This window comes from Halosubterraneus shenae, from assembly GCF_050510935.1.
GTDB lineage: Archaea > Halobacteriota > Halobacteria > Halobacteriales > Haloferacaceae > JBDGPU01.
This window is the reverse complement of the sequence record NZ_JBNLVO010000003.1, coordinates 286,383-312,287: the sequence shown is the minus strand read 5'-3', so window position 1 is coordinate 312,287 and position 25,905 is coordinate 286,383. Positions and strand designations below refer to the sequence as shown.

General features: G+C 65.4%; 21 protein-coding genes and 2 tRNA genes. 15 read left to right on the top strand and 8 right to left on the bottom strand.

The genetic code is table 11. From position 1 onward, the window contains the following. Positions 1-711: 711 nt before the first annotated feature. Complete coding sequence (locus ACQE3M_RS07905) at positions 712-1,188, bottom strand: redoxin domain-containing protein (RefSeq protein WP_430505050.1); 477 nt, start codon at positions 1,186-1,188, stop codon at positions 712-714. A 190-nt stretch (positions 1,189-1,378) separates the two neighbouring features. Between ACQE3M_RS07905 and tatA the strand changes: the two genes are divergently transcribed. Together tatA and ACQE3M_RS07895 are read left to right on the top strand one after the other, a co-directional pair. Next, positions 1,379-1,681 (top strand): twin-arginine translocase TatA/TatE family subunit, encoded by a 303-nt coding sequence (tatA, locus tag ACQE3M_RS07900; RefSeq protein WP_430505049.1) that lies wholly within the window; start codon positions 1,379-1,381, stop codon positions 1,679-1,681. A 49-nt stretch (positions 1,682-1,730) separates the two neighbouring features. Continuing rightward, positions 1,731-1,803: transfer RNA gene (locus tag ACQE3M_RS07895), tRNA-Arg, on the top strand. A 238-nt stretch (positions 1,804-2,041) separates the two neighbouring features. Here ACQE3M_RS07895 and ACQE3M_RS07890 read toward each other — a convergent pair. Together ACQE3M_RS07890 and ACQE3M_RS07885 are read right to left on the bottom strand one after the other, a co-directional pair. Next, complete coding sequence (locus ACQE3M_RS07890) at positions 2,042-2,368, bottom strand: hypothetical protein (RefSeq protein WP_430505048.1); 327 nt, start codon at positions 2,366-2,368, stop codon at positions 2,042-2,044. Positions 2,369-2,510: 142 nt separating this feature from the next. Beyond that, positions 2,511-2,798 (bottom strand): hypothetical protein, encoded by a 288-nt coding sequence (locus tag ACQE3M_RS07885; protein WP_430505047.1) that lies wholly within the window; start codon positions 2,796-2,798, stop codon positions 2,511-2,513. A 190-nt stretch (positions 2,799-2,988) separates the two neighbouring features. Between ACQE3M_RS07885 and ACQE3M_RS07880 the strand changes: the two genes are divergently transcribed. The 7 genes from ACQE3M_RS07880 (at position 2,989) to ACQE3M_RS07850 (ending at position 11,779) form a co-directional block, all read left to right on the top strand. Further along, positions 2,989-6,351: an ATPase, T2SS/T4P/T4SS family gene (locus ACQE3M_RS07880; RefSeq protein WP_430505046.1), complete on the top strand. Its 3,363-nt coding sequence runs from the start codon at positions 2,989-2,991 to the stop codon at positions 6,349-6,351. A 73-nt stretch (positions 6,352-6,424) separates the two neighbouring features. After that, the gene (locus ACQE3M_RS07875; protein ID WP_430505045.1) at positions 6,425-8,473 is read left to right on the top strand and encodes a type II secretion system F family protein; all 2,049 of its coding nucleotides are present in this window, start codon (positions 6,425-6,427) and stop codon (positions 8,471-8,473) included. Continuing rightward, entirely contained in the window at positions 8,473-8,994 is a 522-nt protein-coding gene (locus ACQE3M_RS07870) for a DUF7287 family protein (protein WP_430505044.1), read from the top strand. Before ACQE3M_RS07875 ends, ACQE3M_RS07870 begins: the two co-directional genes overlap by 1 nt. Before the next feature lie 2 nt (positions 8,995-8,996). Next, a complete protein-coding gene (locus ACQE3M_RS07865) occupies positions 8,997-9,578 on the top strand; it encodes a DUF7288 family protein (RefSeq protein WP_430505278.1) in 582 nt (193 codons plus the stop codon). Next, the gene (locus ACQE3M_RS07860; protein WP_430505043.1) at positions 9,578-10,576 is read left to right on the top strand and encodes a DUF7261 family protein; all 999 of its coding nucleotides are present in this window, start codon (positions 9,578-9,580) and stop codon (positions 10,574-10,576) included. Before ACQE3M_RS07865 ends, ACQE3M_RS07860 begins: the two co-directional genes overlap by 1 nt. Next, a complete protein-coding gene (locus ACQE3M_RS07855) occupies positions 10,569-11,027 on the top strand; it encodes a DUF7266 family protein (protein ID WP_430505042.1) in 459 nt (152 codons plus the stop codon). The genes ACQE3M_RS07860 and ACQE3M_RS07855 overlap by 8 nt, the downstream gene beginning before the upstream one ends. Further along, positions 11,024-11,779 (top strand): DUF7289 family protein, encoded by a 756-nt coding sequence (locus tag ACQE3M_RS07850; protein ID WP_430505041.1) that lies wholly within the window; start codon positions 11,024-11,026, stop codon positions 11,777-11,779. Before ACQE3M_RS07855 ends, ACQE3M_RS07850 begins: the two co-directional genes overlap by 4 nt. 211 nt (positions 11,780-11,990) lie before the next feature. On the opposite strand, the gene ACQE3M_RS07845 is transcribed toward ACQE3M_RS07850, so the two are convergent. Continuing rightward, complete coding sequence (locus ACQE3M_RS07845) at positions 11,991-13,712, bottom strand: DUF7289 family protein (protein ID WP_430505040.1); 1,722 nt, start codon at positions 13,710-13,712, stop codon at positions 11,991-11,993. Between the two features lie 198 nt (positions 13,713-13,910). On the opposite strand from ACQE3M_RS07845, the gene ACQE3M_RS07840 reads away from it, so the two are divergent. Continuing rightward, positions 13,911-14,489: a DUF192 domain-containing protein gene (locus tag ACQE3M_RS07840; protein WP_430505039.1), complete on the top strand. Its 579-nt coding sequence runs from the start codon at positions 13,911-13,913 to the stop codon at positions 14,487-14,489. A gap of 160 nt (positions 14,490-14,649) precedes the next feature. Here ACQE3M_RS07840 and ACQE3M_RS07835 read toward each other — a convergent pair whose 3' ends face one another. The 3 genes from ACQE3M_RS07835 to ACQE3M_RS07825 all read right to left on the bottom strand — a co-directional run bounded on the left by ACQE3M_RS07835 (position 14,650) and on the right by ACQE3M_RS07825 (position 16,747). Further along, on the bottom strand, positions 14,650-15,801 hold the full coding sequence (locus ACQE3M_RS07835; RefSeq protein WP_430505038.1) for a PH domain-containing protein: 1,152 nt from the start codon (positions 15,799-15,801) through the stop codon (positions 14,650-14,652). A gap of 222 nt (positions 15,802-16,023) precedes the next feature. Further along, a tRNA-Ala gene (locus ACQE3M_RS07830) sits at positions 16,024-16,095 on the bottom strand. Between the two features lie 109 nt (positions 16,096-16,204). Beyond that, entirely contained in the window at positions 16,205-16,747 is a 543-nt protein-coding gene (locus tag ACQE3M_RS07825; RefSeq protein ID WP_430505037.1) for a type II toxin-antitoxin system RatA family toxin, read from the bottom strand. A gap of 258 nt (positions 16,748-17,005) precedes the next feature. On the opposite strand from ACQE3M_RS07825, the gene ACQE3M_RS07820 reads away from it, so the two are divergent. The 3 genes from ACQE3M_RS07820 to ACQE3M_RS07810 all read left to right on the top strand — a co-directional run bounded on the left by ACQE3M_RS07820 (position 17,006) and on the right by ACQE3M_RS07810 (position 20,542). Next, positions 17,006-18,154, top strand: a complete 1,149-nt coding sequence (locus ACQE3M_RS07820) for an ABC transporter substrate-binding protein (protein WP_430505036.1) — start codon at positions 17,006-17,008, stop codon at positions 18,152-18,154. Between the two features lie 211 nt (positions 18,155-18,365). After that, the gene (locus ACQE3M_RS07815) at positions 18,366-19,526 is read left to right on the top strand and encodes a FecCD family ABC transporter permease (RefSeq protein ID WP_430505035.1); all 1,161 of its coding nucleotides are present in this window, start codon (positions 18,366-18,368) and stop codon (positions 19,524-19,526) included. Next, positions 19,526-20,542, top strand: coding sequence for an ABC transporter ATP-binding protein (locus ACQE3M_RS07810; protein ID WP_430505034.1), 1,017 nt, complete (start codon positions 19,526-19,528; stop codon positions 20,540-20,542). The genes ACQE3M_RS07815 and ACQE3M_RS07810 overlap by 1 nt, the downstream gene beginning before the upstream one ends. Positions 20,543-20,566: 24 nt before the next feature. Here ACQE3M_RS07810 and ACQE3M_RS07805 read toward each other — a convergent pair whose 3' ends face one another. Then, the gene (locus ACQE3M_RS07805; RefSeq protein ID WP_430505033.1) at positions 20,567-21,658 is read right to left on the bottom strand and encodes a hypothetical protein; all 1,092 of its coding nucleotides are present in this window, start codon (positions 21,656-21,658) and stop codon (positions 20,567-20,569) included. Positions 21,659-21,849: 191 nt separating this feature from the next. Here ACQE3M_RS07805 and ACQE3M_RS07800 point away from each other — a divergent pair, with 191 nt between their 5' ends. Both ACQE3M_RS07800 and ACQE3M_RS07795 read left to right on the top strand, forming a co-directional pair. Next, complete coding sequence (locus tag ACQE3M_RS07800; RefSeq protein ID WP_430505032.1) at positions 21,850-23,889, top strand: ABC transporter ATP-binding protein; 2,040 nt, start codon at positions 21,850-21,852, stop codon at positions 23,887-23,889. Between the two features lie 66 nt (positions 23,890-23,955). Beyond that, positions 23,956-25,902 carry a DEAD/DEAH box helicase gene (locus ACQE3M_RS07795; protein ID WP_430505031.1) on the top strand — a complete coding sequence of 649 codons (1,947 nt, stop codon included), beginning with the start codon at positions 23,956-23,958 and terminating at the stop codon, positions 25,900-25,902. The last annotated feature ends 3 nt before the right edge of the window (positions 25,903-25,905 follow it).

The following is a 25,905-nucleotide window of genomic DNA, read 5'->3' as shown; positions in this document are numbered from 1 at the left end:
TTGCTTATAAACTGGCTGTACAGGTGTAGACGCTGCTAGTCTCGACAGCAACGCAGACACCCAGAAAGCCCTCGGCCGCTCGCGGTCGCTGCACGACATATCCACGGCTCTCAGCACCGCCCGCCGTGGATAGAGGTCGGTGCAGCGACTCCGTTACACCGCGACCGGCCATCGCCCTTTCAGTCCACCAGGACAGCACCGCAACCGCGACAGCAACAGCACCGCGATCGCGACGCCACCGCACAGCAACCGCAACACCTCAGTCCTCCCCAGCCTCGGCCGGGGCGCGCCGGCCACGCACCGCGCGGCGCGCCACCGGCCTCCCTCGCACGCGTTGCTCGCGCGCGCCAACCGCAGCCGCACCGCTCGCTGGGGAACCGGCGAGCGTCGTCCGCCGAAGAACCGCCGGTCGCGACGCCCGGCTACCACTCTCGGGCGGGACTGAAAGGGGCAGCCGCTGCGCGGGACGCCCTGCGACGTAAGCACCGCAACCCGGCGAACGAGCGTAGCGAGTGAGCCGGGTGAGGAGCGCAGCGAGCAGCGCGACCGCTCAGCGGCTGGGGCTTTCAAGGCATTCTGAGTGGTGTCACGAGCAAAGATACCAGACTACATATAAAAGCAACCGTCTCAGTGGCTGCGGCTCGCTGCGCACGCCGAGTGGTATATAAAGAAACGACTGATTCCGCGAAATCCAACTTAAAAAACCGATATTCAAACCGCGTCGGCGACGGCGTCCGCGACTGCGTCGTAATCGGGTTCCTTTCCGGGGTGTTCCGCGAGCCAGCGGTAGGTCACGATGCCGTCGCTGTCAACGACGAACACGGACCGTTGGGCGACGACCTCGACGCCACGGTCGGCGAAGTCCGAAATGACGTCGTACGCCTCGATCGCGTTGTGGTCCGGATCCGCGACGAGCGGGAACGGGAGGTCGTACTGCTGCCGGTAGGCCTGCTGCGCGTGCGGGAGGTCCGTGCTGATCCCGAAGACCTGCCCGCCGACGTCCGCGAACCGGTCCAGTTCGTCGCGGAAGGTGCACATTTCGTCCGTGCAGGTGTTCGAGAACGCGGCCGGATAGAAGGCGAGCACCACCGGGCCGTCGCCGAGGTGCTCCGCGAGGTCGAACCGTTCGATGTCGCCGTTCGCGACGGCGGCGGTGAAGGTCGGTGCGTCGTCGCCTGTGGCAACCATACGCGGTCATCGTGCGAACGGCGTTTCAGCGTTTCGACAGGGGAAACCTGCTGGACGGCCGGCGTTCGGCTTCGGCGAAGCCGGATCGAATCGCCGGATTTCGAACGGACGGACGGCTCTCCCCGGATTTTGATTCCCACTGCGAAAGGCAAAAAGCATATAATTGGGACCGGGCTACTGCGAGGTAGAGATGGTAACCGCGATTCCACTGTTCGGCCCGATTCCCGGCGGCCCGGAGCTGCTCATCATCCTGCTCGTGCTGGTGCTGCTCTTCGGTGCGAACAAGATCCCGAAGCTCGCCCGCTCGACTGGTGAAGCGATGGGCGAGTTCAAGAAAGGCCGCGAGGAGGTAGAGGAAGAGCTGCAGGAAATGCGCGACGGGAAGACCGAGGAGGAGAACTCGACCTCCGCGGAGTCCACGACCGAGGAATCCTCGACGTCCGAGTCGGAGTCCGACTCCGAATCGGAAACCGAGGAAGCGACCGAGAAGTAAGCGTACTGCCGTCCCGGGCCGTTTTCTCGCGATACCTCACACCACCCCTGGGCGTGTGGCCTAGTGGACAGGGCGAGAGGTTCCTAACTTCTAGATCGTGGGTTCGAATCCCACCACGCCCGTGCAGTGAAACGGTGAGCGGAGCGAACCGTGGAACGAACCGGAATGGGATTCGAATCAGAGAGTTGAGTGAGCGGAGCGAACGGAACGACCGTGGTTCGAATTCCACCACGCCCATGCCGTCGCGAGCTGTCCGTGAGCGACAGCACCGGGGAACGGGAGTCGAACCCTGCCAGGCACGCGCAGCGATACAGGCGGGAGCGCACTCCCTATCGAGGGTGACGGCGACGGCGGTCGACGCTAGTCGTCCGCGGGATGCCCGCTCGCGGCGTCGTCGACGTCGACGCATTCGGCTCGCAGTTCGGCACGGACGAACTCGTTCTCGAAGCGCCAGCCGACCCTGGCGATTCGATACGCGAGATAGCATGTCAGGAGGACGACCCCGCCCATCCACCACGACGTCGCTCGAGCTGTGATCACGGCCTGGTAGCCGAACGCCCCGAGAATGACGGTCGCCGCGAGGGTAGCCAGCGGTGCCGCGGTCGGGTTCCGATAGAGTTCGAAGAGGGAGGTCACCGGTTTATCAGTCCCATCCGGGTCGGCCTGGTTCTCGGCGCGTTCGGACATAGCTGTTATCGAGAAACACCTTCCGTCTCTGGATTATGACCGGGGCGGTACGCGACATTTAAAAGGCCGCTTGCGGTGCCGGGCCCTCGCGAGTTCTTCTCCGGGTGGTCGTTCCTCCAACCGGGAGTGTTCACCGGCATACTCAGACCACCAGGTCGGCGAGTCGTCCGCATTCGCTCCAGTCGCCGTGTAGCGGTCGCCGCTCGACCGTGATGGCCCGCCAGCCGAGAGGGGTCCGATCCGCACGAACGCGATACTGCGGGGCGTTTCCGTCGTACGGGCAGAGCTCCACGCGAACGCCGGCCTCGTCGCGTTCGATCCGCGACGGTTTCCCGGTAATTCGGTCGCCGCTTTCGGTTTCGACAACGACCTCGCTGTCCACGTCGATGGCATACAGCGTCGCGATCAGTGACTGGCTGCTGTCGCTCATCTCTTCGGTAGCGTAACTGTATCTCTCCTAAACCAGACTCAGTTGATAAATCCTGGCCCTCGGGCAAACGAGGTGTCGTTTCGCCGTGGTATTGAGCCAGCTGGGGTCGGTCGGCAGGGGTTCCGTTCGTGTCAGGAGGCATGGTGATACGGTGGAAGCCTTTTTGACTGCCGAACGAATGGTTCCGGTAATGGCTACCGAGGACGCCGATAGCTCCGAGACCCCGGAGCTCGAAGGCGAAACGGCGGCTGGCGACGCCGACGCCAGCGACGCCCCGGGCGAGGAAACGGGCAGGTTCCCCGACGGCGGCGCAACCGTCGGGGAGTACACGTGGGACGACTATCTGCGTGAGTACGGGCACGAGTCGGATGCGGACGCGCTCTACGAACGGTTCGACGCGGCGCCGGGCAGCGACCGCTGGGGGGAGGAACCGGGCGACGGCAGTGCTGGGCTCACCGCCGCCGACTGGGACCGAACCGCCGTCGACCCCGAGCAGTTCCTCGGGTTTCACCCGACGGAAACGGGCGAGGTCGTCGGTCGCGCCGGCAGCCGTGCCGAGTCGTTCCAGGAGTACTTCGAGTCGTACGTGGACCCGGAGACGACGCCGGTCACGAAAGGCGAGTACCTCTGGGAACATTACAAACACGAGTACTACTACGAGGACGACGGGTCGCGCCCGCGCGACAGCGATGGGGAGATCGAACCGTTCGACAGGTCGGACGCGCTCGGCTTCGACGCCGACCTGACGGAGAACACCCTCGCCCAGGCCGGACAGCGCTGTGAGGAACTGAAGGAGGTCGTCGACGACAGGACCGTCGACGTCAACCCGGAACTGGACGAGGACGAGTTCTTCACCGACGCCGCCGGGAATTCGACGCTCGTGAACCGCTACGACCTCGAGAAGGCGGTGCCACTGGAGAAGAAGTCGCACTTCCGCGAGGAGGAGCGCTACTGGGCGAACAAGCCCTACTCGTTCGTCGTCATCTTCCACTCGACCAAGGAGAACGAGAAGAAGTACTACGCGATCCAGCCGTACATGAACGAGATCGAGGACGAGCTGCAGGAGTACCTCACCGGCAAGCTCCGGACCTCGATCAAGTACTCCGACGAGTCCATCGCCGGCGGCGACGAGGACCACCGCCGGTCCGTCATCGACGACGAGACCTACCGACTGCTGGAGCGATACGACCTCTACTCGCGTGAGCGCACGACCGGGCTCGGCAACGCGCTCGTCGACAAGTTCGGGATCGACCCGACCGAGGGGATGGGGAAGAAGCTCGCGGAGACGCTGGGGTACGAGGCACCGTGGGAGGACCAGAGCGGGCTCGATGGGATCGAGGCCAGACCCGAGTGGGCCGTCCTCGAGGAGGACCCCGAGGAGCTCAACGAGTACCAGGTCGAGAAGCTGCTGTACTTCCTCAAGCGCGACTTCGTCGGCTACGAGCGCGTCGACCCCGTCAAGTACGACATCAACGTCGAGGACATCTCGTGTGACGGGTACAACTCCCCCGTCTTCGTCTACCACTCCGACTACGAGCAGATCATCACGAACATCTACCACGGCGAGGAGGAGCTCGACGACTTCGTCGTCAAGCTCGCCCAGCGGTCGGGGAAGGGCATCTCGAAGCGGTCGCCACAGGTCGACTGTACCCTGCCGGACGGCTCCCGTGCCCAGCTGACGCTCGGCCGGGAGGTCTCCGACCACGGAACCAACTACACCATCCGCCAGTTCAAGGACGTCCCGTTCACGCCCATCGACCTCATCAACTGGAACACCTTCTCGCTGGACGAGATGGCGTTCCTCTGGCTCTGTATCGAGAACCACAAGAGCCTGATCTTCGCCGGCGGTACCGCGTCAGGGAAGACGACGAGCCTGAACGCCGTCTCGCTGTTCATCCCGTCGAACTCGAAGATCGTCTCCATCGAGGACACCCGCGAGGTGGAGCTCCCCCAGCGGAACTGGATCGCCTCCGTCACGCGCCCGTCGTTCACCGAGGGCGACAAGGGCGACGTCGACGAGTTCGACCTGCTGGAGGCCGCGCTCCGTCAGCGCCCCGACTACATCGTCATGGGTGAGATCCGTGGCGAGGAGGGGCGAACGGCCTTCCAGGTCATGTCGACGGGACACACGACGTACACGACCTTCCACGCCGACTCCGTCGGCGAGGTCCTGAAGCGGTTCACCACGGAACCGATCAACGTCTCGAAGACGATGTTCACGGCGCTGGACCTCGTCTCGATCCAGTCGTCGACGCGCGTGCAGGGCAAGAAGGTCCGGCGGTCGAAGACGATCACCGAGATCAACCACTACGACGCCGAGAACGACGAGATCAACGTCCAGGACGTCTTCCAGTGGCAGGCTGAGACGGACGAGTTCCTGAAGATGGGCGACTCCAGCACGCTGGAGGAGATCAAGTTCGACCGCGGGTGGGACCAGGAGACGCTCGACGACGAGATCTTCAAACGGCAGGTGATCCTCGCGTACCTCATCGACCGCGGACTCAACACGTACGCGCAAGTGGCCGCGACGTTCCAGGCGTTCATCAACGACCCGGAGACGATCCTCGCGCTGATGGCCAACGACGGGCTCGAACGGTCCCTGGAGGACCTCCGCGAGATGGAGTCGGTCCTGATCAACGTCGATCAGGAGAAAGAGGAGATGGTCCCGCGGCCGGAGCCGGACGCGGAGGGGAAAAAGGAGGCGGCCGAGATCCTCGAGGACGCCCAGGACCTCTTCGACAAGTACCGCGGCGAGCAGCCGGAGTCCGTCGCGAAGGCGCTGTTGAACCTCGAACCGGAACAGGACGTCGAGGCCGAGCCGACGGCGGACCGCCCCGCGCTCGAGGAACTCGCCGACGAGGAGCCGGTGCCGGGCGAAGAGCCGGGTGAAGAGGGTCCCAGCGGCGCCGACCCGACCGCCGGCGAGGAGCCGGTCCCGCCCGAGCGGGATTCGATCGAGGCGAGCGACGAGACGCCGGAGCTGGCGTCCGGCGAAGACGCGCCGGACGAGTCCGCGGAGCCAAGGGACACAGCTGACTCCGCGGACGCCGGAGACTCGGCGGATGCTACGGACTCGGCGGACGCGACGGGCCCAGCGGACGCCGCCGATTCGGCGGAAGCCTCGGACTCGACACCGGCGACCGACGAGGGCGACGTCGAGGACGACGCGAATAGCCCCTTCACGTCGCCAGACGAATTCGGTGGCGACGCGTCGACGGAGGCGGACCCGATAATCGGCGGCGACACGGAGTTCGATCCTGTTCTCGACGCCGACGAGGAGTCCGACGACGCCTTCGATACCCCCGCGGAGTCCGACCCGTTCGAGCCAGCCGATCCCGACGACGCGTCGACGTCCGAACCCTCGGATTACGAGGGCGACGGGCCCGAACCGTTCACGATCGGGGAACCCGACGAGGAGTCCGGAGACACCAATGCGGACGGCGCTGGGGAGGAAGCGGGCGACACAGGCGACACGGGCGACACGGGTACCACCGACGAGGAACCGGACATCGACGAGTGGGGCTTCGGCGACGTCGCCGACGAGGAGGAGTAAGGATGTCGGCACCGACCTTCCACACGGACGCCGTTGCGATCACTGTCGCTACGTGTCCGGAGGTGACTGAGCGATGAGTCTCGAGTCCGGCTTCGGTGGCGGATCCGGGGACTCGGATTTCCTCGCGGACCTGTTCTACCCGGTCTTCCAGCTCCTGTTCGACCCCGAGGGCGACTTCGTCGCCGACGTCGAAACGAAGCTGACGGAGTCGCGGATGGCGGACACGGTCGAGCTGTACATGTCGCGGGCGATCGGGATCGGCCTCATCGTCGGGCTCTTCCTCTGGATCCTGGGCACGCTGGTCGGCTACTCGATCTTCGCGCTGGGGCTCGTCTCCCCGGAGGCGTTCTCCATCGGGATCCCCGCGCCGAACGAGGCCGTCGCCCAGCAGCTCCGGGCGCTCGTCGTGCCGTCGACCGTCCTCGTCAGCGGGCTCGTCTTCGGGAGCATCGGCTTCGCGCTCGGGTTCGGCGGGCTCCTGGCGGTGCCGTACTCCCGTTCGTCCGCGCGCGAACGCGAGATCAACATGCTCCTTGCCGACTCCGTCTCGTTCATGTACGCGCTCTCGGTCGGCGGGCTCAACCAGCTGGAGATCCTCCGCGCGATGGCGGGCGCGGAGGACACGTACGGCGAGGTGGCCAAGGAGTTCCAGAGCATCGTCAACGAGACGGAGTACTTCGGCACCGACTACCGGAACGCGCTGCGCAAGCAGTCGATGGAGACGCCGTCGGACGAGCTCTCGCAGTTCCTGACGGACATGCTCTCCATCGTCAACTCCGGCGGTGACATGGAGCAGTTCCTCAACGACAAGAAGGACAAGCACATGCGGACCGCCAAACAGCAGCAGGAGATGACGCTGGAGACGCTGGAGCTGTTCGGCGAGATGTACATGACGCTCTCGCTGTTCCCGCTCCTGCTCATCATCATCCTCGTCATCATGAGCATGCTCGGCCAGGGGCAGGACATGCTGCTGTACGGGACCGTCTACGTCCTTATCCCGATGACGGGCATCGGTTTCCTGGTCCTCGTCTCGACGGTCAAGCAAGACGAGCCCGGCGACGGCGTCCTCCAGCCGAAAGGGGGCAGCGCCCGGTTGCAGGAGTCGAGCAAGGGCGGGCTGTCCCACCTCGGGCTCATCGAGCGCTTCGTCGGGAAGTTCGGCGTCTTCGACCGGATCAAGAGCCGTGAGGGGAGCTACAAGACCAGACAGCTGCTCTCCGAGCCCCACATCTTCCTGAAGGAGAACCCGCTGTACTCGCTGGCGCTGACGGTGCCGGCTGCGACCGTGCTCGTTTCGGTGGCGTTTCTCTCGGGGAAAGCACCGTTGTCCCTGGATGCGTGGGTTTCGCGACCGATCTGGAGCACGTTCATCTGGGTGTACATGCCGATCTACCTCACCCTCGTGCCGCTGGCGTTCTTCCACGAGTGGCACGAGCGCTCCCGGAACGCGATCATCGGGAAGCTCTCCGATAACCTGCGGAAGCTCTCGTCCGCGAACGACACGGGCCAGACGCTGTTAGAGTCGATATCGACAGTCGCGGACACCTCCTCGGGCAAGCTCGCTGACGAGTTCGAGATCATGTACGCCAAGGTCGACTACGGGATGAGCCTCCGGGACGCGATGGTCGAGTTCAACAACCGCTACCGGATCCCGCGGCTCGCGCGGACGATGAAGCTCATCTCAGAGGCGCAGGAGGCGTCCTCGCAGATCACGGACGTCCTGACAACGGCGGCGCAGGCCTCCGAGAACCAGGACGACATCCAGCGCGAGCGCATCTCCCGGACCCGGATGCAGGTCGCCATCATCCTGATGACGTACGTCACGCTGCTCGGCGTGATGGCGATCCTGCAGACGCAGTTCATCGACGTGATGGCCGACCTCACCTCGCAGGCCGGCGGCGGGGGCGGTGGCGGCGGGAGCGCCAGCAGCCAGGGGCCGGACTTCGGCGGCGGCGTCGACCCGGACCTCCTGTCGATGCTGTTCTTCCACGCCGTCACCCTGCAGGCGATCCTCTCCGGCTTCATCAGCGGCTACATCCGCAGCGCGGACATCATCTCCGGCGTGAAGTTCGTCGTGATCCTGATGACGCTCGCACTCGGAGCGTGGGTGTACGTCGGATGATGGCGGCAGGAACCAGCGGCGGCGGGGACGCCCGGGGTCGCGGACAGACGACGCTCGATTACGCCGTCGGCGTCGCCAGCTTCCTCATCGTCGTCGGCTTCGTGTTCGCCTTCATCCCCTCCATCGTCGGCCCGTTCACGGCGGAGCCGAGCGACCGCCCGCTCATCGCCGACCGGAGCGCGGACCAGCTCTCCCAGGATATGCTCATCGACGCGCCAACGGCGTACTCGCTCAACGCCACCTGTACGGAGGGCTTCTTCGACGCCGACGGGGCCGCGCCGGACGGCTGTCGGTTCGGGATGGACGCGGAGGACCTGCCGGCGGCGCTGAACGTGTCGAGCCCCGGGGTTTCGTTCAACGTCACTATCAGAGACGGGAACGGCACGATCAGGGAGGTCGGCGACGCGAACACCCGGCTTGCCGCCGGCGGCACGCCGCGTCCGGGGGCGAACGTCGTCTCCGCGAAGCGCGTCGTCCTGCTGGATGACACCCGCGGCTACCTGAAGGTGAGGGTGTGGTAACGATGCGGGCGCAAGCACACACGCTGGAGGGGTTCGTCGCCTCGCTGGTCATCCTCGGCACCGTCGCGTTCGCGTTGCAGGCGACGGCCGTCACGCCGCTGTCCGCGAGTACGTCGAACCAGCAGATCGAGAACCAGCAGATGGCGATCAGCGAGAGCCTGCTGGAGACGCTCGCGGAGCAGGGCGAGCTGAAGCCGGCCGTCCTGTACTGGAACACGAGCCGGAACGAGTTTCGGGACTCCGGCCCCCGTGGCACGTTCTCGAACGGCGGCCCGCCGACCCCGTTCGGGGCGGCGCTGAACGAGACGTTCGGTGACGGGAACATCGCGTTCAACGTCGACGTCGTCTACCGGTCGCCCGACGAGAGCCGGAACACGGTGTCGATGGTCGACATGGGGACGCCGAGCGACAACGCGGCGACGGCGTCGCGGACGGTGGTCCTCTTCGACGACGATACTATCGAGGGTACGAACCGGACCGTCGCGAACGCGTCGGCGCAGGGGGACTACTACGCCGAGGACGTCGACCCCGACGGCGAGCTGTTCAACGTCATGGAGGTGCGCATCGTCGTATGGCGGATATAATGTCACGGCTTCCGCGCGGCCGCGACGGCCCGGACGTCGAGCGAGCCCAGCTCGTCCTCGTGACGGCGCTGATCCTCGGCGTCGCGCTCATCGCGCTCGTCCTGCTGGTCAACGCCGCTATCTACACGGAGAACCTCGCGACGCGCGACCCCGACGTCGGCGACGAGGAGGTGCTGGCGTACGAGGCGACCGTCGTCGACGGAGTTGGCGGCGTCGTCGACCGCGAGAACGCCAACGAGTACGACACGTACGACAACGTGCGATCGAACGTCTCGGCGAGCGTCGAGGTGTTGAACGGACAGCTCGAACGGACGAGGCTGGAGAACGGCATCATCGCGTCGATGAACCTCTCGGCAGCGTCGTACTCGCAGGGGCGACTTATCATCCACAACGACAGCAGCCGGAACTTCACCGCGGAGGACGGATCGACGGACTGGACGCTCGCTGGGAACGTCACGGACACGCGCAACTACGTCGCGACCGTCGAGCAGGACCGTCTGGTCCTCACCAACGCGTCCAACGCGTCGAGCGACGGCGCGTTCCACGTCGTTCTCGATGGAGATTCGGGCGACGAATGGCACGCGTACGTCTACGAGAACCGGACGACGAACGACATAGCCCTCGCCGTCAAGCCAGGTGGTGTGAACGCCGCTAACGCGGAGGAAGTGTGCTCCGTCAGCACCACGAACGCGACGATAGACTTCACGGCGGGGACGATCAACGGCGAGGAGTGCCCCGGGCTGAACTGGGGTGAGTCGATCGCGGATCCGTACACCCTTCAATATGCGAACGGGGACGCGGCCAACGGGACCTACGAGGTCACGGTGAACGGCACCGAGGACGGCCTCGACATCGGTGACCTCCTCCTGGAGGATTCGACCGCGTCGCCGCGCTTCGTCCCGGCCGTCTACAGCGTTCACCTGGAGCTCACCTACCGCTCGCCGGATCTCGAGTACAGAGCGACCGTGCGGGTCGCGCGGGGTGAGCCCGATGCGTAACGACCGCACCATCTCGACGGACGGCGACCGCGCCGTCTCGACGACGCTGTCGTACGTCCTGACGCTGTCGATAACGGCGTTGCTGGCGAGCGGACTCATCCTGGCGGCCGGCTCGACCGTCGAGAGTCGCCAGCAGAGCGTCGTCGACGAGGAGCTGAAGGTCATCGGCCAGCAGTTCGCCTCGAAGATGCTCGCCGCTGACCGGCTCGCGACGAACGGCGGGGAAACGGTTCGCGTCGAACTGACGGCACCGAGCCAGGTTGCGGGGTCGAGCTATCGCGTGACGGTCTCGGACGGCGATCCCGCGACGCTCCGGCTCGAAGCGCGGAACGTCGACGTCGACGTAACCGTCACTGTGCCGGTTGACACTCCCGTCGTCGACACCTCGTTCCGCGGCGGCAACGCGCGCATCGTGCTCACGGACGGCGAACTGGAGGTGCGCTCGGCATGAATCGCGCACAGACCGAGACGCTCGGGTTCATCTTCGTCTTCTCGCTGATCGTGATGACCATCGGCGCCGTCTACGCGGTCGGGTTCCCGGCGATGCAGGACGCGCGCGACGCCGAGCAGACGTCGAACATGGAGCGCGCCTTCGAGGTCCTCGACGACAACTTCGACGACATCGTCTATCACGGCGCACCGAGTCGCGCGACCGAGATCAAGCTCTCCGGCGGCCAGCTCTCGGTGACAGACACGACGACGATAGACGTCTACGTCGAAAATACGAGCAACACCAGTCGCAACACTAGCTTCAGCGCCTCGACGCGGCCCATCGTCTACTCCACGGAGGAGACCGAGTTCGCCCTGGCGTTCGGCGCGATCGTCCGGAGCGACCGCGGCAATGCCGTGATCCGATCGCGACCGAACTGGATCGTCGACGAACAGCGGACGGTGATCCCCTTCCTCTTGACTGTTCAGGGGGACGGCCAGACGTCGATCGGTGGTTCCGGAACGATGCTCGTCGTCGGGCGTGGTCGCCCGCCCGGCGTCACCGGCTCCTTCGAGCCGAACGGCTCCGCCGCTCGCGCGAACGTCACGGTGACGATCAGCTCCGAACGCGCCGACGCGTGGGGCCGCTACATGGAATCGCGCGGGATGAACGCGATAGACTCCGATCCGTCGGATGGCAACGTGAGCTACTGGTTCGAAACTGACAGCATCACGCTCCCGAAACGCGTCATCGACGTCGAGTTCAGTTCCTGACCAGCCACATTGCGGTCGGCGTCGTCACCGTCGTGTCGGGTGCCGCATTCTCGTCGGAACGTTTCCCGGCCCCGTGGCGACGACCTCGCGGCGGGTTCGCGTCTCCTCACGGTAACTCGGACCGGCCGGGCGATCCGGCTTCCTGTCGACCCCTTCACCGAAATACCGTTCTATAAGCCAAACCCGGATCGATGTCGTTTCCGCGAACCGCTCAGTCGTTTTCGACGCGGATCTCTGTCGTCGAGATGTGGAGATACGTGACTCGCGGCACCGCGGCGTCAGTGGGCAGGGTCTGGGCCGTTTCCAGTGCCTCGTCGTAGTGGATACTCCCCCCGTTGCCGACGTCCATGTCGCCGGCGATGACGCCGCCGTAGAGGTCCATGTGCTTCACGTCGAAGTCGCTCTGCCCCGTGGCGTAGACGACCCCGACGAAGCGGATGTGATTCTCCTCGCTCGAGGACCCTTCCATGCTGACGTCCGTGTTCGTCGTGCCGTACATCCACATCCCCTCCGAGCGCTCGTCGGGAACCGTCACCTCGGCGCCGGACGACAGTGAGAGGTCGTCGTCGAGGTAGAACCGGACGACACCGTCGCCCTCGACCCGGATCGTCGAGCCGTCGAGCGAGATGCCGCCCGACACCGCGATCTCGACCTCTTCCCCGTTGGTGTCGATGACGATCTCCTTGCTGTCGGCATCGATCTTGTTCAGATGGTACCTGGTGCCGTCGTCAGCCGATAGCGTTACCGAATCGCTACCGGAGAAGTTGAGGTAGCTGTCGCCGCTGCTGGTGTCGATCGCGGAGGTCTTCGCGTTGTCGTTGTCCTCGGCCAGACTGTCCAGCCGGTTATTGACGAAGGGCGTGACGTCGTTCGCTTCCTCGACACCGCTGATCTGCTCTTCGCCACCGTATTCCGCCTTGTTCCCGTTGACGTTGAATCCGGTCGTCCAGTACGCCGTCCGCGTGATGTTCGCGGAGCCGCCCAGACTAATGCTTCCACCCGAGCGGATATTGCCGAGGATCTTCGCGTTCCCCGACATGTCGACGTCACCCGCGGCCCGGACCGTGCCGTTCCCCGTTTTGGTGGTGCTGTAGTTCCCTCCACCTGATGAATTGTAACTGTCGACATAGGCCTGCTTATCCTCACCACTTCCTCCACCTGACAATTCCAGCTCGTCGCCCGCCGCGCTCGAACTGAGTGCCGCACCGACGGGCTCCGTTTCGGCGGGCGTGACGAGCGTGATCGTCGCCGTCTCGTTTTCGTGGTCGATCGTGACTTCCCCGCCGGTTCGCTCGCTGAAGAACCGGGCCCAGGCCGCGTAGAACTCGCTGTGGACCTCGACGACGATCTTGCCGTTCTCGAGGGGGTTCGAGTAGCTCCCGTTCGGGTAGACGTTCTCCGAGGGCCCGTTCTGGGTGATCTGGACGTCCTCGTTGACGCTGCCATCGCCGTCGACGGTGACGAGCGGGAGCGTCAGCGTCGTTCCGCGGTAGTGGAACTCCGGCGGGGAGACCATCTGGCTCCCGCCGGTGTCGGACCGCCAGACGCCACCGCCCTGGTAGGCGATCGTCGTCTCGCCGTCCTCGTAGACGACCGCGCCGAGGGTGACGTTCATCAGCTGTGCCTCGATCTGGTCGGAATCGCTCTCGTTACGGATGGTGACGTTCATCCACCCGCGGTCGGGATCGACGGTTCGGGTGGCCGACGACGACCCCGCGAGCGTCGCGCTCTGGGAGCTGCTGTCGCCGTGGGCAACGAGTGACGCTTTCGAGTCGAACTGCGTCATCGCGTGCTCGGCAGTCCCGCTCGTGATCGACTGGCGCGTGTCGCTCACGGCCTCGGAGCCGAGCACGACGACGCCCGTCACGCCGGCGGTCACAAGCCCGAGCAGGAGGATGAACCCGAGTACCTCCGACTGCCCACGGCATCTCATACCTCCAAGAAAACCGCGGCGACGCAAAAGCCTTCGCTCGAAGTAGTTCTCCCGTTGACAGACATCTGCCGGATCGGCCCATGTCCGACGTTCGACGGAGCCTCCACCGGATTCGTACCAGTACGGCTGCCGCCCGGGCAACTCTCAGGACGGCCGCCCGGGCAACGCTTAGGGGTCGCCGCGCGTAACGCCCTCCCAATGGGCACCCCCTTCGACGGACGCTCCCGTCGCGCGTTTCTCGCGGCCGTAACGGCAACCTCGGTCGCGGGCTGTCTCGAAGGCGACGTCGCGCCCGCCGAGGGCGACGGCGAAACGACCGCGACGGAGACGCCTGCGGAGTCGAACCCGTCCTCCGGAGCGTCGACGGCGACCGAACGCCTGCATGCCGACTACGAGACGACCGAGGTCGACGCCCGAACGCCGGACGGCGCCCTGCTCGGGAGCGTTACGGCGGCCATCGCCGACACGCCGGAGCTCCGGTATACGGGGCTCAGTGACACCGAGTCGCTCCCGTCGGACCGGGGGATGATCTTCGTCTACGACGAGGTCGGCGACCACACGTACGTTATGCGGGAGATGGACTTCGGGATCGACATCGTCTACGCCGACGACGAGGGCGTGATCACAGAGATCCATCACGCGCCCGCACCCGGGCCGAACGAGGACGGCAACGATCAGGAGTACCCCGGCCGCGGTCAGTACGTGCTGGAGGTCGTCTACGACTGGACGACGGATCACGGCGTCGAGGTCGGTGACCGGCTGGAGTTCGAGCTCTGACTGGAATTCGATCTGACCCAGATTCCCAAATAATTGAGGTATACGGTGCAGGTTGGCGACTATCTTACCAGGTTAGCGCCGTCACCCTGGGTGGATTAAGCGCCGGGTTTCCCTTACATTAATCCCTGACCAGGAGGTCGAGGGTCCACAGTGTGACAATCTACACCTGATCTAGCAAGTCTTGTTTTTTCTCCTCGAATTCCGAGTCGGAAATGACACCAGTCTCGTTGAGTTCTTGCAGTTTCTCGATGCGGTCCAGCGGGTCTGGTTCGGATTCCGGGGCTTGTTGGACGACGTCTGGCTGGTTCGCCTTTGCGATTTGCTCTCGAATGAATCGGACAGCTTGCCGGACCTCGCTTTTGTCGGGTTCATGAGCTTCTATATGATAGGTCTGCCCTGCTGTCTGGAGTGTTAATCGCTTGTTGACCAAGCCCGTGTCCAGGTCGACACTGGTGATGCTCGGGTATGGAACGGAGCGCTCGTCGGTTCCTAGCACCTGAGGTACCTTGATCGCCACTCGCTTGTCCGTTATAATGGCTCGAACCCACCCCTTGGTGCCGCTTTTCCGGCTTCGATCGTCCCCAAACAGTGAATTTCCAGCACTTGACCCTTCTACGTCAACAGTCGACCCTCGGGTTATGAAATGGATTTTCTCGTCAGGATCCAAAACACTCTTCACCTTCTCGAAATTCTCTCTCGTGACGTACGCACCCTGTGGTTCCGCATCCATCGCCTCTTCAGCGACCGGTCCTGTCTCGGTGACGCCTGCCCAAATTCCGGAAAGTCCTTCGATAGTCGTTGTCTCTTCGCCTGTTTCTTTAGCTTCGGTCGCTCCACTCAGATACTCGATGTACTCGCCACAAGCCCGTAGCTCAGCCTCATCTAGCGAATTATTTGCGTAGAACGTGTACTCGTTTTCCCGCGTCATAATCGTGAGTCGGTGCTTCATGTGACCACTCTTGGTCTCGACAGTCGTAATCGGAGCTGCAGAGAGGGATTCGCCTTTTGTACCGTCAGTAAAAAAGAGAATTCGTTGGTCGGTAACGAGACATATACTCCGGTACGAAGCGTCGTTACCACCCCCTACAGTGGTACCATTCCGGGTAATCCCTTTCGTGTCATTGTAAAGGAAGTACTGCGGCTGCTCATCCGGACGAAGATGAGATAAAAGAGGATCGTCGGCAAACAGGTCCTTTTGCATCATCCCCGTTGACGTCGTGGTAAGACGGTCTGAGGTGACAGAATTTCCTTGTGCATTGGCAACCAACCTCTCTGCTCGGCCGTTGGTGTCATCGTTGCTGAATAGGCCCATGAAGCGTGAATCAAACGGATCCTATAAAAATACTACCACGTTTATGGTGTGGTAGAAAATAATTGAAGCCACACCTCGTTTTATAGCTGTAGCAGAGAGAAAGCTCTCGACGAAATATCGTGCCCACTATCGAGGATAACCCTGGAGGTTTTCCTTATAAAACCGGATAGCTGTAGCTTGGTCACGAGTAACCTATGTCCTAACTGCGATGAGAAACGATAGTGGACTCGCGGGGATTTGAACCCCGGGCCTTCCCCGTGCCAGGGGGATGATCTACCACTGATCTACGAGCCCGCCTTCGCATCCATACGTATCCCGGTTTGAAGTATAAGGGCTTCGACTCGCGGTGCCCGCGCCACGCAGCCCCACGGTGGTTGCCCGCGGTGGCTCGTCCACCGACCCCCTAGATGTGGTCGGAATCGACCCTGACGTCGAGGTCGACGTCCCGCTCGCGGCCCTCGAGGTCCGCGACCGCTCGCTCGACGATGCGCTCGGCTTCGGTCTGGAACAGCGGGATCGCCTTCGAGAGCACCCAGTCGAACGAGACCATCAGCGGAAGGTCGAGCGCGCCGGAGTTGGCCGAGCCGGGATCGAAGTTGACCTCGAAGACGACCTCGCACACCGTCTCGTCTCCGTCCTCGCCCCGGTTACCGTCGCCGTCCGTGGACTCGACGCGCCACTGCCCGTGCGCGTCGATGTCCTTCGTGATCCGCCAGTCGATCCGGTCCGGCGGGTCCACGTCGGTGACCTCCGAGTGGGCAGTGTAGGTGAGCTTCCACCAGGCGAACTCGAGCGCGTAGCGCGTCCCCGCACCCCCATCGCCGTCGAACCGGCGTACTCGTCGCAGGTGCTCCGAATACTGGTCGTATCGTTCCAGGTCCTCGAGCAGGTCGTACACCTCCTGCTGTGGGGCGTACACCTCCGTCCGCACGACGAGTTCGTCCACGCTCCGTGTAATGGACGGCGACTGTTAAACCCGGGCCTCTGGCGGATCGATACTGGACGTTCGTGAACCGGATCGCGAATTTCTTCGGGCACGGACGACGCCGAAGCATGGCTCTCAAATAGCTCCACCCGGAACCCTTAGTCAACGGATTTCCGGGCGGATTCGACGAGGTAACCCATCGATGGGACATCTTGCACGACTATTTAGGCGAACCTAAAATTCACAACCCTTTTATTTCTTTAGGGTGGCCTAAACAGTATGCGTGACAATCGAGTGTCGCGGCGGAAGGCGCTCACGCTCGGCGCCGGAACGCTGGCGGCTCTGGCTGGTTGCACTGGATCGGAAGACGGGAACGGGACCGAAGCGGCCACGGAAACGACCACCGAAAGCGGAACTGAGCCGTACTCGGTCTCCATGGCGCCGGTCGGCGACGTCGAGTTCGACGCCGTGCCGGAGACCTGGCTCTCCTACTTCCCGGGCTACGCCGACATGGGCGTCGCACTCGGTCACAGTGAGGGACTCAAGGCCGTCGGCAACGTCCCGCGGTATCACACGGACGCGTACGACGAGCTCGAAGGCGTCTCGATCAACAAAGACGAGCTGACCCAGCTCGTCGGCGACGGCGGGATCGACAAGGAGCTCTACTACGAGCTCGGCGTCGACATTCACCTGACGGACCCCAAATGGCTCACGAATAACAGCTTCTTCGGACTGGGCGAGGACGACGTCGAGGATATCGAGTCGAACGTCTCGCCGTTCATCGGGAACACGATCTTCCGCCGGACGGACACCTGGCACGACTACCGCTACTACTCCCTGTACGAGGCCTTCGAGAAGGTCGCGGAGATCTTCCAGGAGGAGGAGCGCTATCAGGCGTTCAAATCCTTCCACGACGATTACGTCGCGGAGGTGCAGTCCCAGCTCCCGTCGGCCGACCAGCGCCCGAACGCCCTGTTGACCTTCGGCGCCGGCGACGAGCCCGACTCCTTCGCTCCCTACCGGCTCACGGACAAGGGGACGAACAAGAAGCAGTGGCACGACCTGGGTATCTCGGACGCACTCGCCGGCACCGGCATCGAGGGGCTCTCGACCACGGAGCGCGGGTACATCGACTACGAGACGATGCTCGAGGTCGACCCGGACGTCATCCTCATGCGCGGCCAGGAGACGAAGACGCGCGAGGAGTTCCAGGACACGGTCGTCTCCTACATGAAGGACCACAACGTCGCGAGCGACCTCACCGCGGTCAAGAACGACCGCGTGTTCCGCGGCGGCCCCATCTACCAGGGCCCGATCCAGCACCTGTTCAACCTCGAGCGCGCCGCCAAGCAGCTGTTCCCCGATACGTTCGAGGGTGAGCTGTTCGACCGCGACCGCGTCGCCGAGATCATCGTCGACGGCGAGTAACGAACGGACAGCTCGACCCGGCCCTCCTTTCGCCCGACGCGACTCCCCTTCAGCCGACGGTTCTTCTTCCGGACTTCTCGCGTACGGCTCTCCGTTCCGATCCGACTCCGGCCGATGCCGCGGACCGAAGCCCTTTTTGGTTGTTAGGGCCGCCTAAAAGCATGAAGCAGCATCGCATGAGGACCGACCCGACATCGACGGAGGTGGTCGTGTGAGCGGCGAACCGACGGACGATACCGCGGTTTCTCCGCTCGACCGCGTCGGTGGTCTGCCGTCGCGCCTCGGCGACCCGCTCGTCTACGTCGCCCTCTCGAGCACGCTCGTCGTGGTGCTCGCCGGCCTGGTACAGGTGAGCTTCGGGACCTACGATATGACCGTCCTGGACGCCTGGCAGGCCGTCCTCGACCCCGCCGTGTGGGGAAGTCCCGGCCTCCTGGCGCGGTTCTTTCTGGGCGAGAACGTCGCGAACACCCTCGCTAACACGTTCGGCTGGCAGACGGAGGTCGACCTCTCGCGGAAGTCGCTCATCGTCTGGAACATCCGACTTCCGCGCGTCGTCGTGGCCATCCTCGTCGGGATGAGTCTCTCCGTCTCCGGCGCCATCTTCCAGGCCGTCACGCGCAACGAGCTCGCGAGCCCGTTCATCCTCGGCGTCTCCTCCGGTGCGGGCCTCGCCATCCTCCTGACGCTCGTCGTCTTCGGCGGGCTCTCCTCCGTCCTTCCGCTCGTCGCGGCCGGCGGCGGCACGCTCGCCTTCCTCATCGTCTACGCCATCGCGTGGAAGGGGGGTACCTCCCCCGTCCGGCTGGTCCTCGCGGGCGTCATCGTCAGCACCGTCTTCGGCTCGCTCCAGACGGGGCTGTTCTTCTTCGCCGACGACGTCGGCGTCGTCCAGTCGGCCATCGCGTGGACGACGGGCTCGCTGACCGGCACCGACTGGGAGCAGGTTCGGACGGCGCTGCCCTGGACGGTCCTCTCCGTCGGTCTCGCCGTCGCGGGGGCGCGCCAGCTCAACGTCCTGCTCCTGGGCGAGGAGACCGCCCGGTCGCTGGGGATGTCCGTCGAGCGCACGCGCTTCCTGCTGTCGGCGGTCGCCATCCTCGCGGCGAGCGCGGCCATCGCCGTCGCGGGCATCGTCGGCTTCGTCGGGCTCATCGTCCCGCACGTGGTCCGGAACCTCATCGGCTCCGACTACCGACGGCTGATGATCGGCTGCCTGTTCGTCGGCCCGGCCCTCCTGGTCGCGGCCGACGTGGGTGCGCGCCTCGCGCTGGCGCCGACGCAGGTCCCGGTCGGCATCGTGACCGGACTGGTCGGCGGCCCGTACTTCCTCTACCTGATGCGCCGCGAACAGAACCTGGGTGATTTCTGATGAGTGGTGACAGCACTGACGCGACCGGCGTCGGAAGTGAACGGGAGGCGTCGACTGATGTCGAGTCCAACGCGACCACCCCTGATACTGATTCCACGGACGCCGACGGCGACGCGACCGACGGCGACGCGACCGACGGCGACGCGACCGATGGCGACGCGACCGCCGTCGCCAGCGACGGACGCGGTGCCGCCGAATCCGCCGAGGAGGCCGCTGACGCGAGGACGCCGGCGCTGTACGGGACGGAGCTCGCCATCGGCTACCCGAGCACGGACTCGCCGGTCGTCGAAACGGACCGCGTCGACATCCCCTCGGGCGAGATCACGGCGCTCGTCGGCCCGAACGGGTCCGGCAAGTCGACGTTGCTGAAGACGCTCTCGGCGCAGCTGGAGCCGGAGGCGGGGACAGTAATGCTCGAAGGCATCGACGTCGCCGACTACGACTCCAAGGAGTTCGCTCGCGAGGTCGGCCTGCTCTCCCAGGAGAACGAGGCGCCCGGCTCGCTCACGGTCGAGGAGCTGGTGTACCACGGTCGGTATCCCCACCGCGGCTTCTTCGACGCCGTTTCGGCCGAGGACGATGCGGCCGTCGACCGCGCTATCGAGCTGACGGACATCGACGACCTCCGCGAGAAGACCGTCGGCGACCTCTCGGGCGGGCAGAAGCAGCTCGCGTGGATCGCGATGACGCTCGCGCAGGACACCGACGTGCTCCTGCTCGACGAGCCGACGACGTTCCTCGACCTCCAGCATCAGCTCCGGGTGATGAACGTCGTCCGGACGCTCAACGAGGAGGCGGACACGACCGTCGCCGTCGTCCTCCACGACATCGCGCAGGCCGCCCGCTTCGCGGACAACCTCATCGCGCTGAAGGACGGCGAGGTGTACGACTGGGGCCCGCCCCGGAAAGTCGTCACCGAGGCGCTGCTTGAGGACGTGTTCGGCGTCGTCGCGAGCGTCGACGCCGACGCGCCCGACGGCCCGCGGATCCACCCGCACCGGCCGGTCGACGAGTAGCCGCGGCCGCTGATTCTCCCAGGATTAACGAGCGTCGATCCCTAGCTTGTACTCGGCCGTTTCGCGCTGCACGGTCGGGGGTGTTTCCGGCTCGACTGTCCCGTCCGGGACCTCACTACCGAGCCGGGGTTCGACGGCGCCGTTCCGCTCGACGAAGGCGAGCACCCGGGACTCGTCGGGCGTCCAGTCCGCGTCGGTTGCTCGGGTCCACGAGATGGCCTCGCCGTTCGCGTCGTGGGAGCTGATCTCGAAGGACCCGCCCGCCGGCACCGTCGCGCCACCCTCGTGAGACAGCTCGTAGACGCCCGCCGTGTCGGTCCCCCGAATGCGGAGCCACGGCGCCGTCCTCGCCCACTCCGGCGGTTCTGGCTCCGGGACGTTCGCGACTAGGTCGAAGTCGAACTCGACGACGGCAGTGGCGTCGGAGGCCGGATCCGGGTCGGTCCGGTTGTTGCCGTCGACGAGCGTCGTCCCGGAGAGGCGGCGCAGCTGGCCCGAGTCCTCAACGAGCGCGACGAGGCCGTCGGCGTCGCCTAGTTCGTCGCTGACGAACCGGTGGTACTCGGTCCCGTCGAGGCTCTCCTGGCCATCGTAGGTGAACGTGTGATACGAGAGAACGAGATTCCGCCAGCCACCCGTCAGTGGTTCCTGATTGAGATCGTACTGGCTGTACTGTGCTGTGCCCCTTTCGGGGTCACCCTCGGCATTGACGTCGTACGTAATGCTGTTGCCGAAGGCGAACCGGTAGCCGCGCGTCTCGTCCGATCGCTCGCGATACTCGTCCTCGAACCGCAACGGCGGCTTTCCCTCGTCGCGGGCCCGGCCGATGTCCACCGTGATGTCCGTTCGATAGTGGATCGAGTCCAGTTCACCGAGCCCGGCATTGCCGTCAGTGCGCTCGACGCGGAGCTGCTTCCGCAGTGGTGGATGGCCCGCCGACACGGACTCGTAGTGGCGATCGTGCAGCTCGTCCCCGTCGATTTCGGTCCCATCCAGCCAGCTCGGCCCAACTTCCGTCGTCGTGGCTTCCGTTCGCCTCTCGGAAGTGCCCGCGTCGTTCGTGCTTTCGGAGTCATCCGTGCCCGAACAGCCGGCGAGCGTGACCGAGCCAGCCATCGTTAGTAACGCGCGTCTTCGAGAGAACATAATTCTACCTTGACACCCCTGAATAAATCCCTTGTGGGAGTGGATAGTTCGAGGACCGTCTCGGTCGACGGCCGGTCGCGGGCGGTTCACGCCGTCGGCCGGAAGCCGCGTCCATCTCCGGGTCCGCCGGATACAAACGCGTGCGTGATGTCTCATCGACAATGGCAGCAGACGAGGACAGCGCGTTCGAGGTTTATCGTGACCAGGTCGACCGCCCGCTCGTACGCCTTTTCCGCGAGTACGGCGCGCCGGAGGCCCACTGGCTCGTCCTCGGGATGCTCGCGAACGTCGTCGCGCGCGTCGCGAGCCTCGTCCCACCGATCGTCCTCGGCGTCGCTATCGACGCCATCTTCTCCGGCGAGGGGGCGTACACGCTTCCCGTCGTCCCGGACGCGTGGCTCCCGACCGATCAGTTCGCACAGTTCACCCTCTCGGCTGCCCTCATCTGCGGCGCGTTCGTCGTCACCGCCGTCTTCACGTGGATCTACGGCATCGCGGCGAACAACTTCGCGCACCGCGTGATGCACGCGGTCCGGACCGACTCCTTCGAGAAGATGCAGCGGCTGGACATGACGTTCTTCGACGACAAGCAGACCGGGGAAGTGATGTCCGTCCTCAACAACGACGCGTCGAACCTGGAGGTGTTCCTCGACAACGCGCTCCAGAACTCCGCGCGCCTCGGCGTGATGGTGCTCGGTATCGCGGGCGTGCTCGTCTACTACAACGCACAGCTCGCCTCCGTCACGCTCGTCGCCGTCCCCCTGATGTTCGCGCTGACGTTCTGGTTCATGCGCGCCGTCGAGCCGCGCTACGTCGAACAGCGCGAGGTCGTCGGCAATCTCAACACCGCCCTCGAGAACGCGCTTTCGGGCGTGGAGCTCGTGAAGACTTCGAACACGGAGGGATACGAGACCGACCGCGTCGAGGACGTCTCCTACTCGTACTTCCGGCGCACGATGGACATCCTGAAGCTGAACTACGTCTACCGGCCAGGGATGGAACTGCTCGCCGGCGTCGCCTTCGCGGCCACCTTCGTCGTCGGCGGCATCTGGCTGTTCCGCGGGCCGCCGGGGCCCTTCACCGCGACCCTCTCGGTCGGGACGTTCGTCACGTTCATCTTCCTCACCCAGCAGTTCGTCGCGCCGCTGGCCGAGGTCTCGAACATCATCGACCAGTACGAGAACGCGAAGGCCTCCTCCGAGCGCGTGTTCGGCCTGATGGACATCCCGGTGCGGATCACCGACGACCCCGACGCCGTCGACCTCGCGGCCGCCGGTGAGGGTGACAATGATGGGGACGATGACTCGGCGGGCGTCGAGGGGCACGTCGAGTACGACGACGTCTCCTTCGCCTACGTGGAGAACGCGCTGCAGGACCCCGAAGACGCCGAGGAGTACGTCATCGACGGCGTCTCCTTCGCGGCTGAGCCGGGCGAGACCGTCGCGCTCGTGGGACCGACCGGCGCCGGGAAGTCGACGCTCCTGAAGCTCCTCCTGCGCCTCTACGACGTTACCGACGGCGCGATCCGCGTCGACGGGCACGACATCCGCGACGTGACCCTCGAGAGCCTCCGGGGCGCCGTCGGCTACGTCTCGCAGGACACCTACCTCTTCGACGGCACCATCGCGGAGAACATCCGCTACGGCCGATTCACGGGCGTCGACCACGACGTCGAGAGCGAGGCGATGCGCGAGCGGGTGATCGAGGCGACGAAGGCCGCGGAGGCCCACGAGTTCATCTCGTCGCTCCCGCAGGGGTACGACACCCGCATCGGGGAGCGCGGCGTGAAGCTCTCCGGCGGCCAGCGCCAGCGGATCGCCATCGCCCGCACCATCCTCCAGGACCCGGAGATCCTCATCCTCGACGAGGCGACCAGCGCCGTCGACACCGAGACCGAGATGCTGATCCAGCGGTCGCTCGACCGGCTCTCCGAGGACCGGACGACGTTCACTATCGCCCATCGCCTGTCGACTATCAAGGACGCCGACAACGTCCTCGTCGTCGAGGACGGGGAGATCGTCGAGCGCGGCACGCACGACGAGCTCATCGACCGCGACGGACTCTACGCCAAGCTCTGGGGCGTCCAGGCCGGCGAGATCGACGAACTGCCGGAGGAGTTCGTCGAGAAGGCCCGCGAGCGACACGTCGAGCGCGGGGTCGAGGAGGGCCCCGGCGTCGAGAGAGGCACGCTCGACGACTGAGAAACCCGGCTTTTCACCCCTGTCCCGCCATGCCTTTATCAATGATCACGCACCACATACCCGTAGATGCGCGTCCGGGACCTGCCGATCGCCGCCGACCTCGTCGCTCACTTCGAGGCGGAGGGTATCCACGAGCTCTACCCGCCACAGGCCGCCGCCGTCGACGCCGGCGTCTGTCGCGGCGACAACGTCGTCGCCGCGGTGCCGACCGCCTCGGGGAAGACCCTCATCGCGGAGCTGGCCCTGCTGACCGCGGACGGGCCGGGGCTCTACGTCTGCCCGTTGCGCGCGCTCGCCAGCGAGAAGTACGAGGAGTTCTCGGCGCTCCCGGGCGTCGACGTCGGCATCTCGACAGGCGACTACGACTCGGAGGCCGCGGCCCTCGGCGACAACGACGTCGTCGTCGCCACCTCGGAGAAGGTCGACTCCGCGATCCGGAACGGCGCCACGTGGGTCGACGACCTCGCCTGCGTCGTCGTCGACGAGGTCCACCTGCTCGGTGCCGAGGGTCGGGGCCCGACCCTGGAGGTGATGCTCGCGACCCTGGGCCGGCGCGCGCCAGACGTCCAGACCGTCGCGCTCTCGGCGACCGTCGCCAACCCCGACGCGATCGCTGACTGGCTCGACGCCGAGCTCGTCGAGTCGACGTGGCGCCCGGTCGACCTCCGAACCGGGGTGTACGCCGAGGGTGACGTCGAGTTCGACGACGGCTCGACACTCACTATCGACGTGCCTGCCGCGGAGGAACTCCCCGACAGTCGCGACCTCGACACGGAGGCGACCGCGGCGCTCGTCCGTGACGCCGTCGACGGCGGCGGCCAGTGTCTCGCGTTCGTCAGCTCCCGGGCCGAAGCCGAGGCCCTCGCCGAGCGCCTGTCGACGGAGAACCTCGCCGCCCGGATGGACGCGAGCGACGCGGCCGTTACCGTCGGCGACGACGTGGCGGACCTCGACGGCACGAACACCGGCCAGCGGCTCGCCGACTGCCTCCGGGCCGGCGTCGGCTTCCATCACGCGGGGCTCCGCTCGGAGCACCGGTCCGTCGTCGAGGCCGCCTTCCGTGACCGGAAGGTGGCCTGTCTCTGTGCGACCCCGACGCTCGCGGCCGGCGTCAACGTCCCCGCACGCCGCGTGGTCGTCCGTGACCTGACCAGGTACACCGGCTCGGAGATGGAGTCGCTGCCGGTCCTCGAAGTCCAGCAGATGTGCGGTCGGGCGGGTCGGCCGGGGCTCGATCCCTATGGCGAGGCCGTCCTCGTCGGCGACGAGTCGACGAAAGGGGAGCTGACGGAGCGGTACGTCGGCGCCGACCCCGAGGCCGTCGAGTCGAAGCTCGCGGACCCCGGCGCGCTCCGAACGCACGTCCTTTCGGTCGTCGCAAGCGGCTTCGCGGACACCCACGCCGGCATCCTCGACCTCCTCGAAGCCACCTTCTACGCCCGGGAGGCCGGGGCCGCGGGACTCGCCGACGCCGTGACGACGGCCGTCGACGACCTCGTGGAGATGGACCTCGTCGTCCGCGAGACGGCCGGCGAGCCGACACTGACGGCGACGGAGCTCGGCTCGCAGGTGTCGAAGCAGTACGTTCGCCCCGAAACCGGGACGCGGATCGTCGACGGGCTCCGGACTGCGGCCGCGATGGAGGAGGCGACCGTACTCACCGTGCTGGAGGTCGTCTGCGACACGCCGGACATGCAGGACACCTACCTTGGCAACGAGGAGCGCGCGGACATGTACCAGTTCGCCAGGCGGCACGCCGCCGAGCTGACGACGGGGATGACGGAGGCAGACGACTTCGAGGCGTGGCTGGAGTCCGTGAAAACGGCCCGGCTGCTCGCGGCCTGGATCGACGGGGCGAGCGTCGAGGAGCTCGTCGAGCAGTTCCGGATCGGGCCCGGTGACCTGGAGTCGCGCGTCGAGCGCGTCGAGTGGCTGCTCGGGGCGGCCGACGCGCTCGCGGAGGTCATCGACGTGCAGTTGCCGGCGATCGACCGGGCCCGGTCGCGACTGTAAGCC

Bases quoted from the DNA above. Each gene is read 5' to 3' on its own strand.
- ACQE3M_RS07905 (WP_430505050.1), bottom strand. From the start codon at position 1,188: ATGGTTGCCACAGGCGACGACGCACCGACCTTCACCGCCGCCGTCGCG.
- tatA (WP_430505049.1), top strand. From the start codon at position 1,379: ATGGTAACCGCGATTCCACTGTTCGGCCCGATTCCCGGCGGCCCGGAG.
- ACQE3M_RS07890 (WP_430505048.1), bottom strand. From the start codon at position 2,368: ATGTCCGAACGCGCCGAGAACCAGGCCGACCCGGATGGGACTGATAAA.
- ACQE3M_RS07885 (WP_430505047.1), bottom strand. From the start codon at position 2,798: ATGAGCGACAGCAGCCAGTCACTGATCGCGACGCTGTATGCCATCGAC.
- ACQE3M_RS07880 (WP_430505046.1), top strand. From the start codon at position 2,989: ATGGCTACCGAGGACGCCGATAGCTCCGAGACCCCGGAGCTCGAAGGC.
- ACQE3M_RS07875 (WP_430505045.1), top strand. From the start codon at position 6,425: ATGAGTCTCGAGTCCGGCTTCGGTGGCGGATCCGGGGACTCGGATTTC.
- ACQE3M_RS07870 (WP_430505044.1), top strand. From the start codon at position 8,473: ATGGCGGCAGGAACCAGCGGCGGCGGGGACGCCCGGGGTCGCGGACAG.
- ACQE3M_RS07865 (WP_430505278.1), top strand. From the start codon at position 8,997: ATGCGGGCGCAAGCACACACGCTGGAGGGGTTCGTCGCCTCGCTGGTC.
- ACQE3M_RS07860 (WP_430505043.1), top strand. From the start codon at position 9,578: ATGTCACGGCTTCCGCGCGGCCGCGACGGCCCGGACGTCGAGCGAGCC.
- ACQE3M_RS07855 (WP_430505042.1), top strand. From the start codon at position 10,569: ATGCGTAACGACCGCACCATCTCGACGGACGGCGACCGCGCCGTCTCG.
- ACQE3M_RS07850 (WP_430505041.1), top strand. From the start codon at position 11,024: ATGAATCGCGCACAGACCGAGACGCTCGGGTTCATCTTCGTCTTCTCG.
- ACQE3M_RS07845 (WP_430505040.1), bottom strand. From the start codon at position 13,712: ATGAGATGCCGTGGGCAGTCGGAGGTACTCGGGTTCATCCTCCTGCTC.
- ACQE3M_RS07840 (WP_430505039.1), top strand. From the start codon at position 13,911: ATGGGCACCCCCTTCGACGGACGCTCCCGTCGCGCGTTTCTCGCGGCC.
- ACQE3M_RS07835 (WP_430505038.1), bottom strand. From the start codon at position 15,801: ATGGGCCTATTCAGCAACGATGACACCAACGGCCGAGCAGAGAGGTTG.
- ACQE3M_RS07820 (WP_430505036.1), top strand. From the start codon at position 17,006: ATGCGTGACAATCGAGTGTCGCGGCGGAAGGCGCTCACGCTCGGCGCC.
- ACQE3M_RS07810 (WP_430505034.1), top strand. From the start codon at position 19,526: ATGAGTGGTGACAGCACTGACGCGACCGGCGTCGGAAGTGAACGGGAG.
- ACQE3M_RS07805 (WP_430505033.1), bottom strand. From the start codon at position 21,658: ATGGCTGGCTCGGTCACGCTCGCCGGCTGTTCGGGCACGGATGACTCC.
- ACQE3M_RS07800 (WP_430505032.1), top strand. From the start codon at position 21,850: ATGGCAGCAGACGAGGACAGCGCGTTCGAGGTTTATCGTGACCAGGTC.
- ACQE3M_RS07795 (WP_430505031.1), top strand. From the start codon at position 23,956: ATGCGCGTCCGGGACCTGCCGATCGCCGCCGACCTCGTCGCTCACTTC.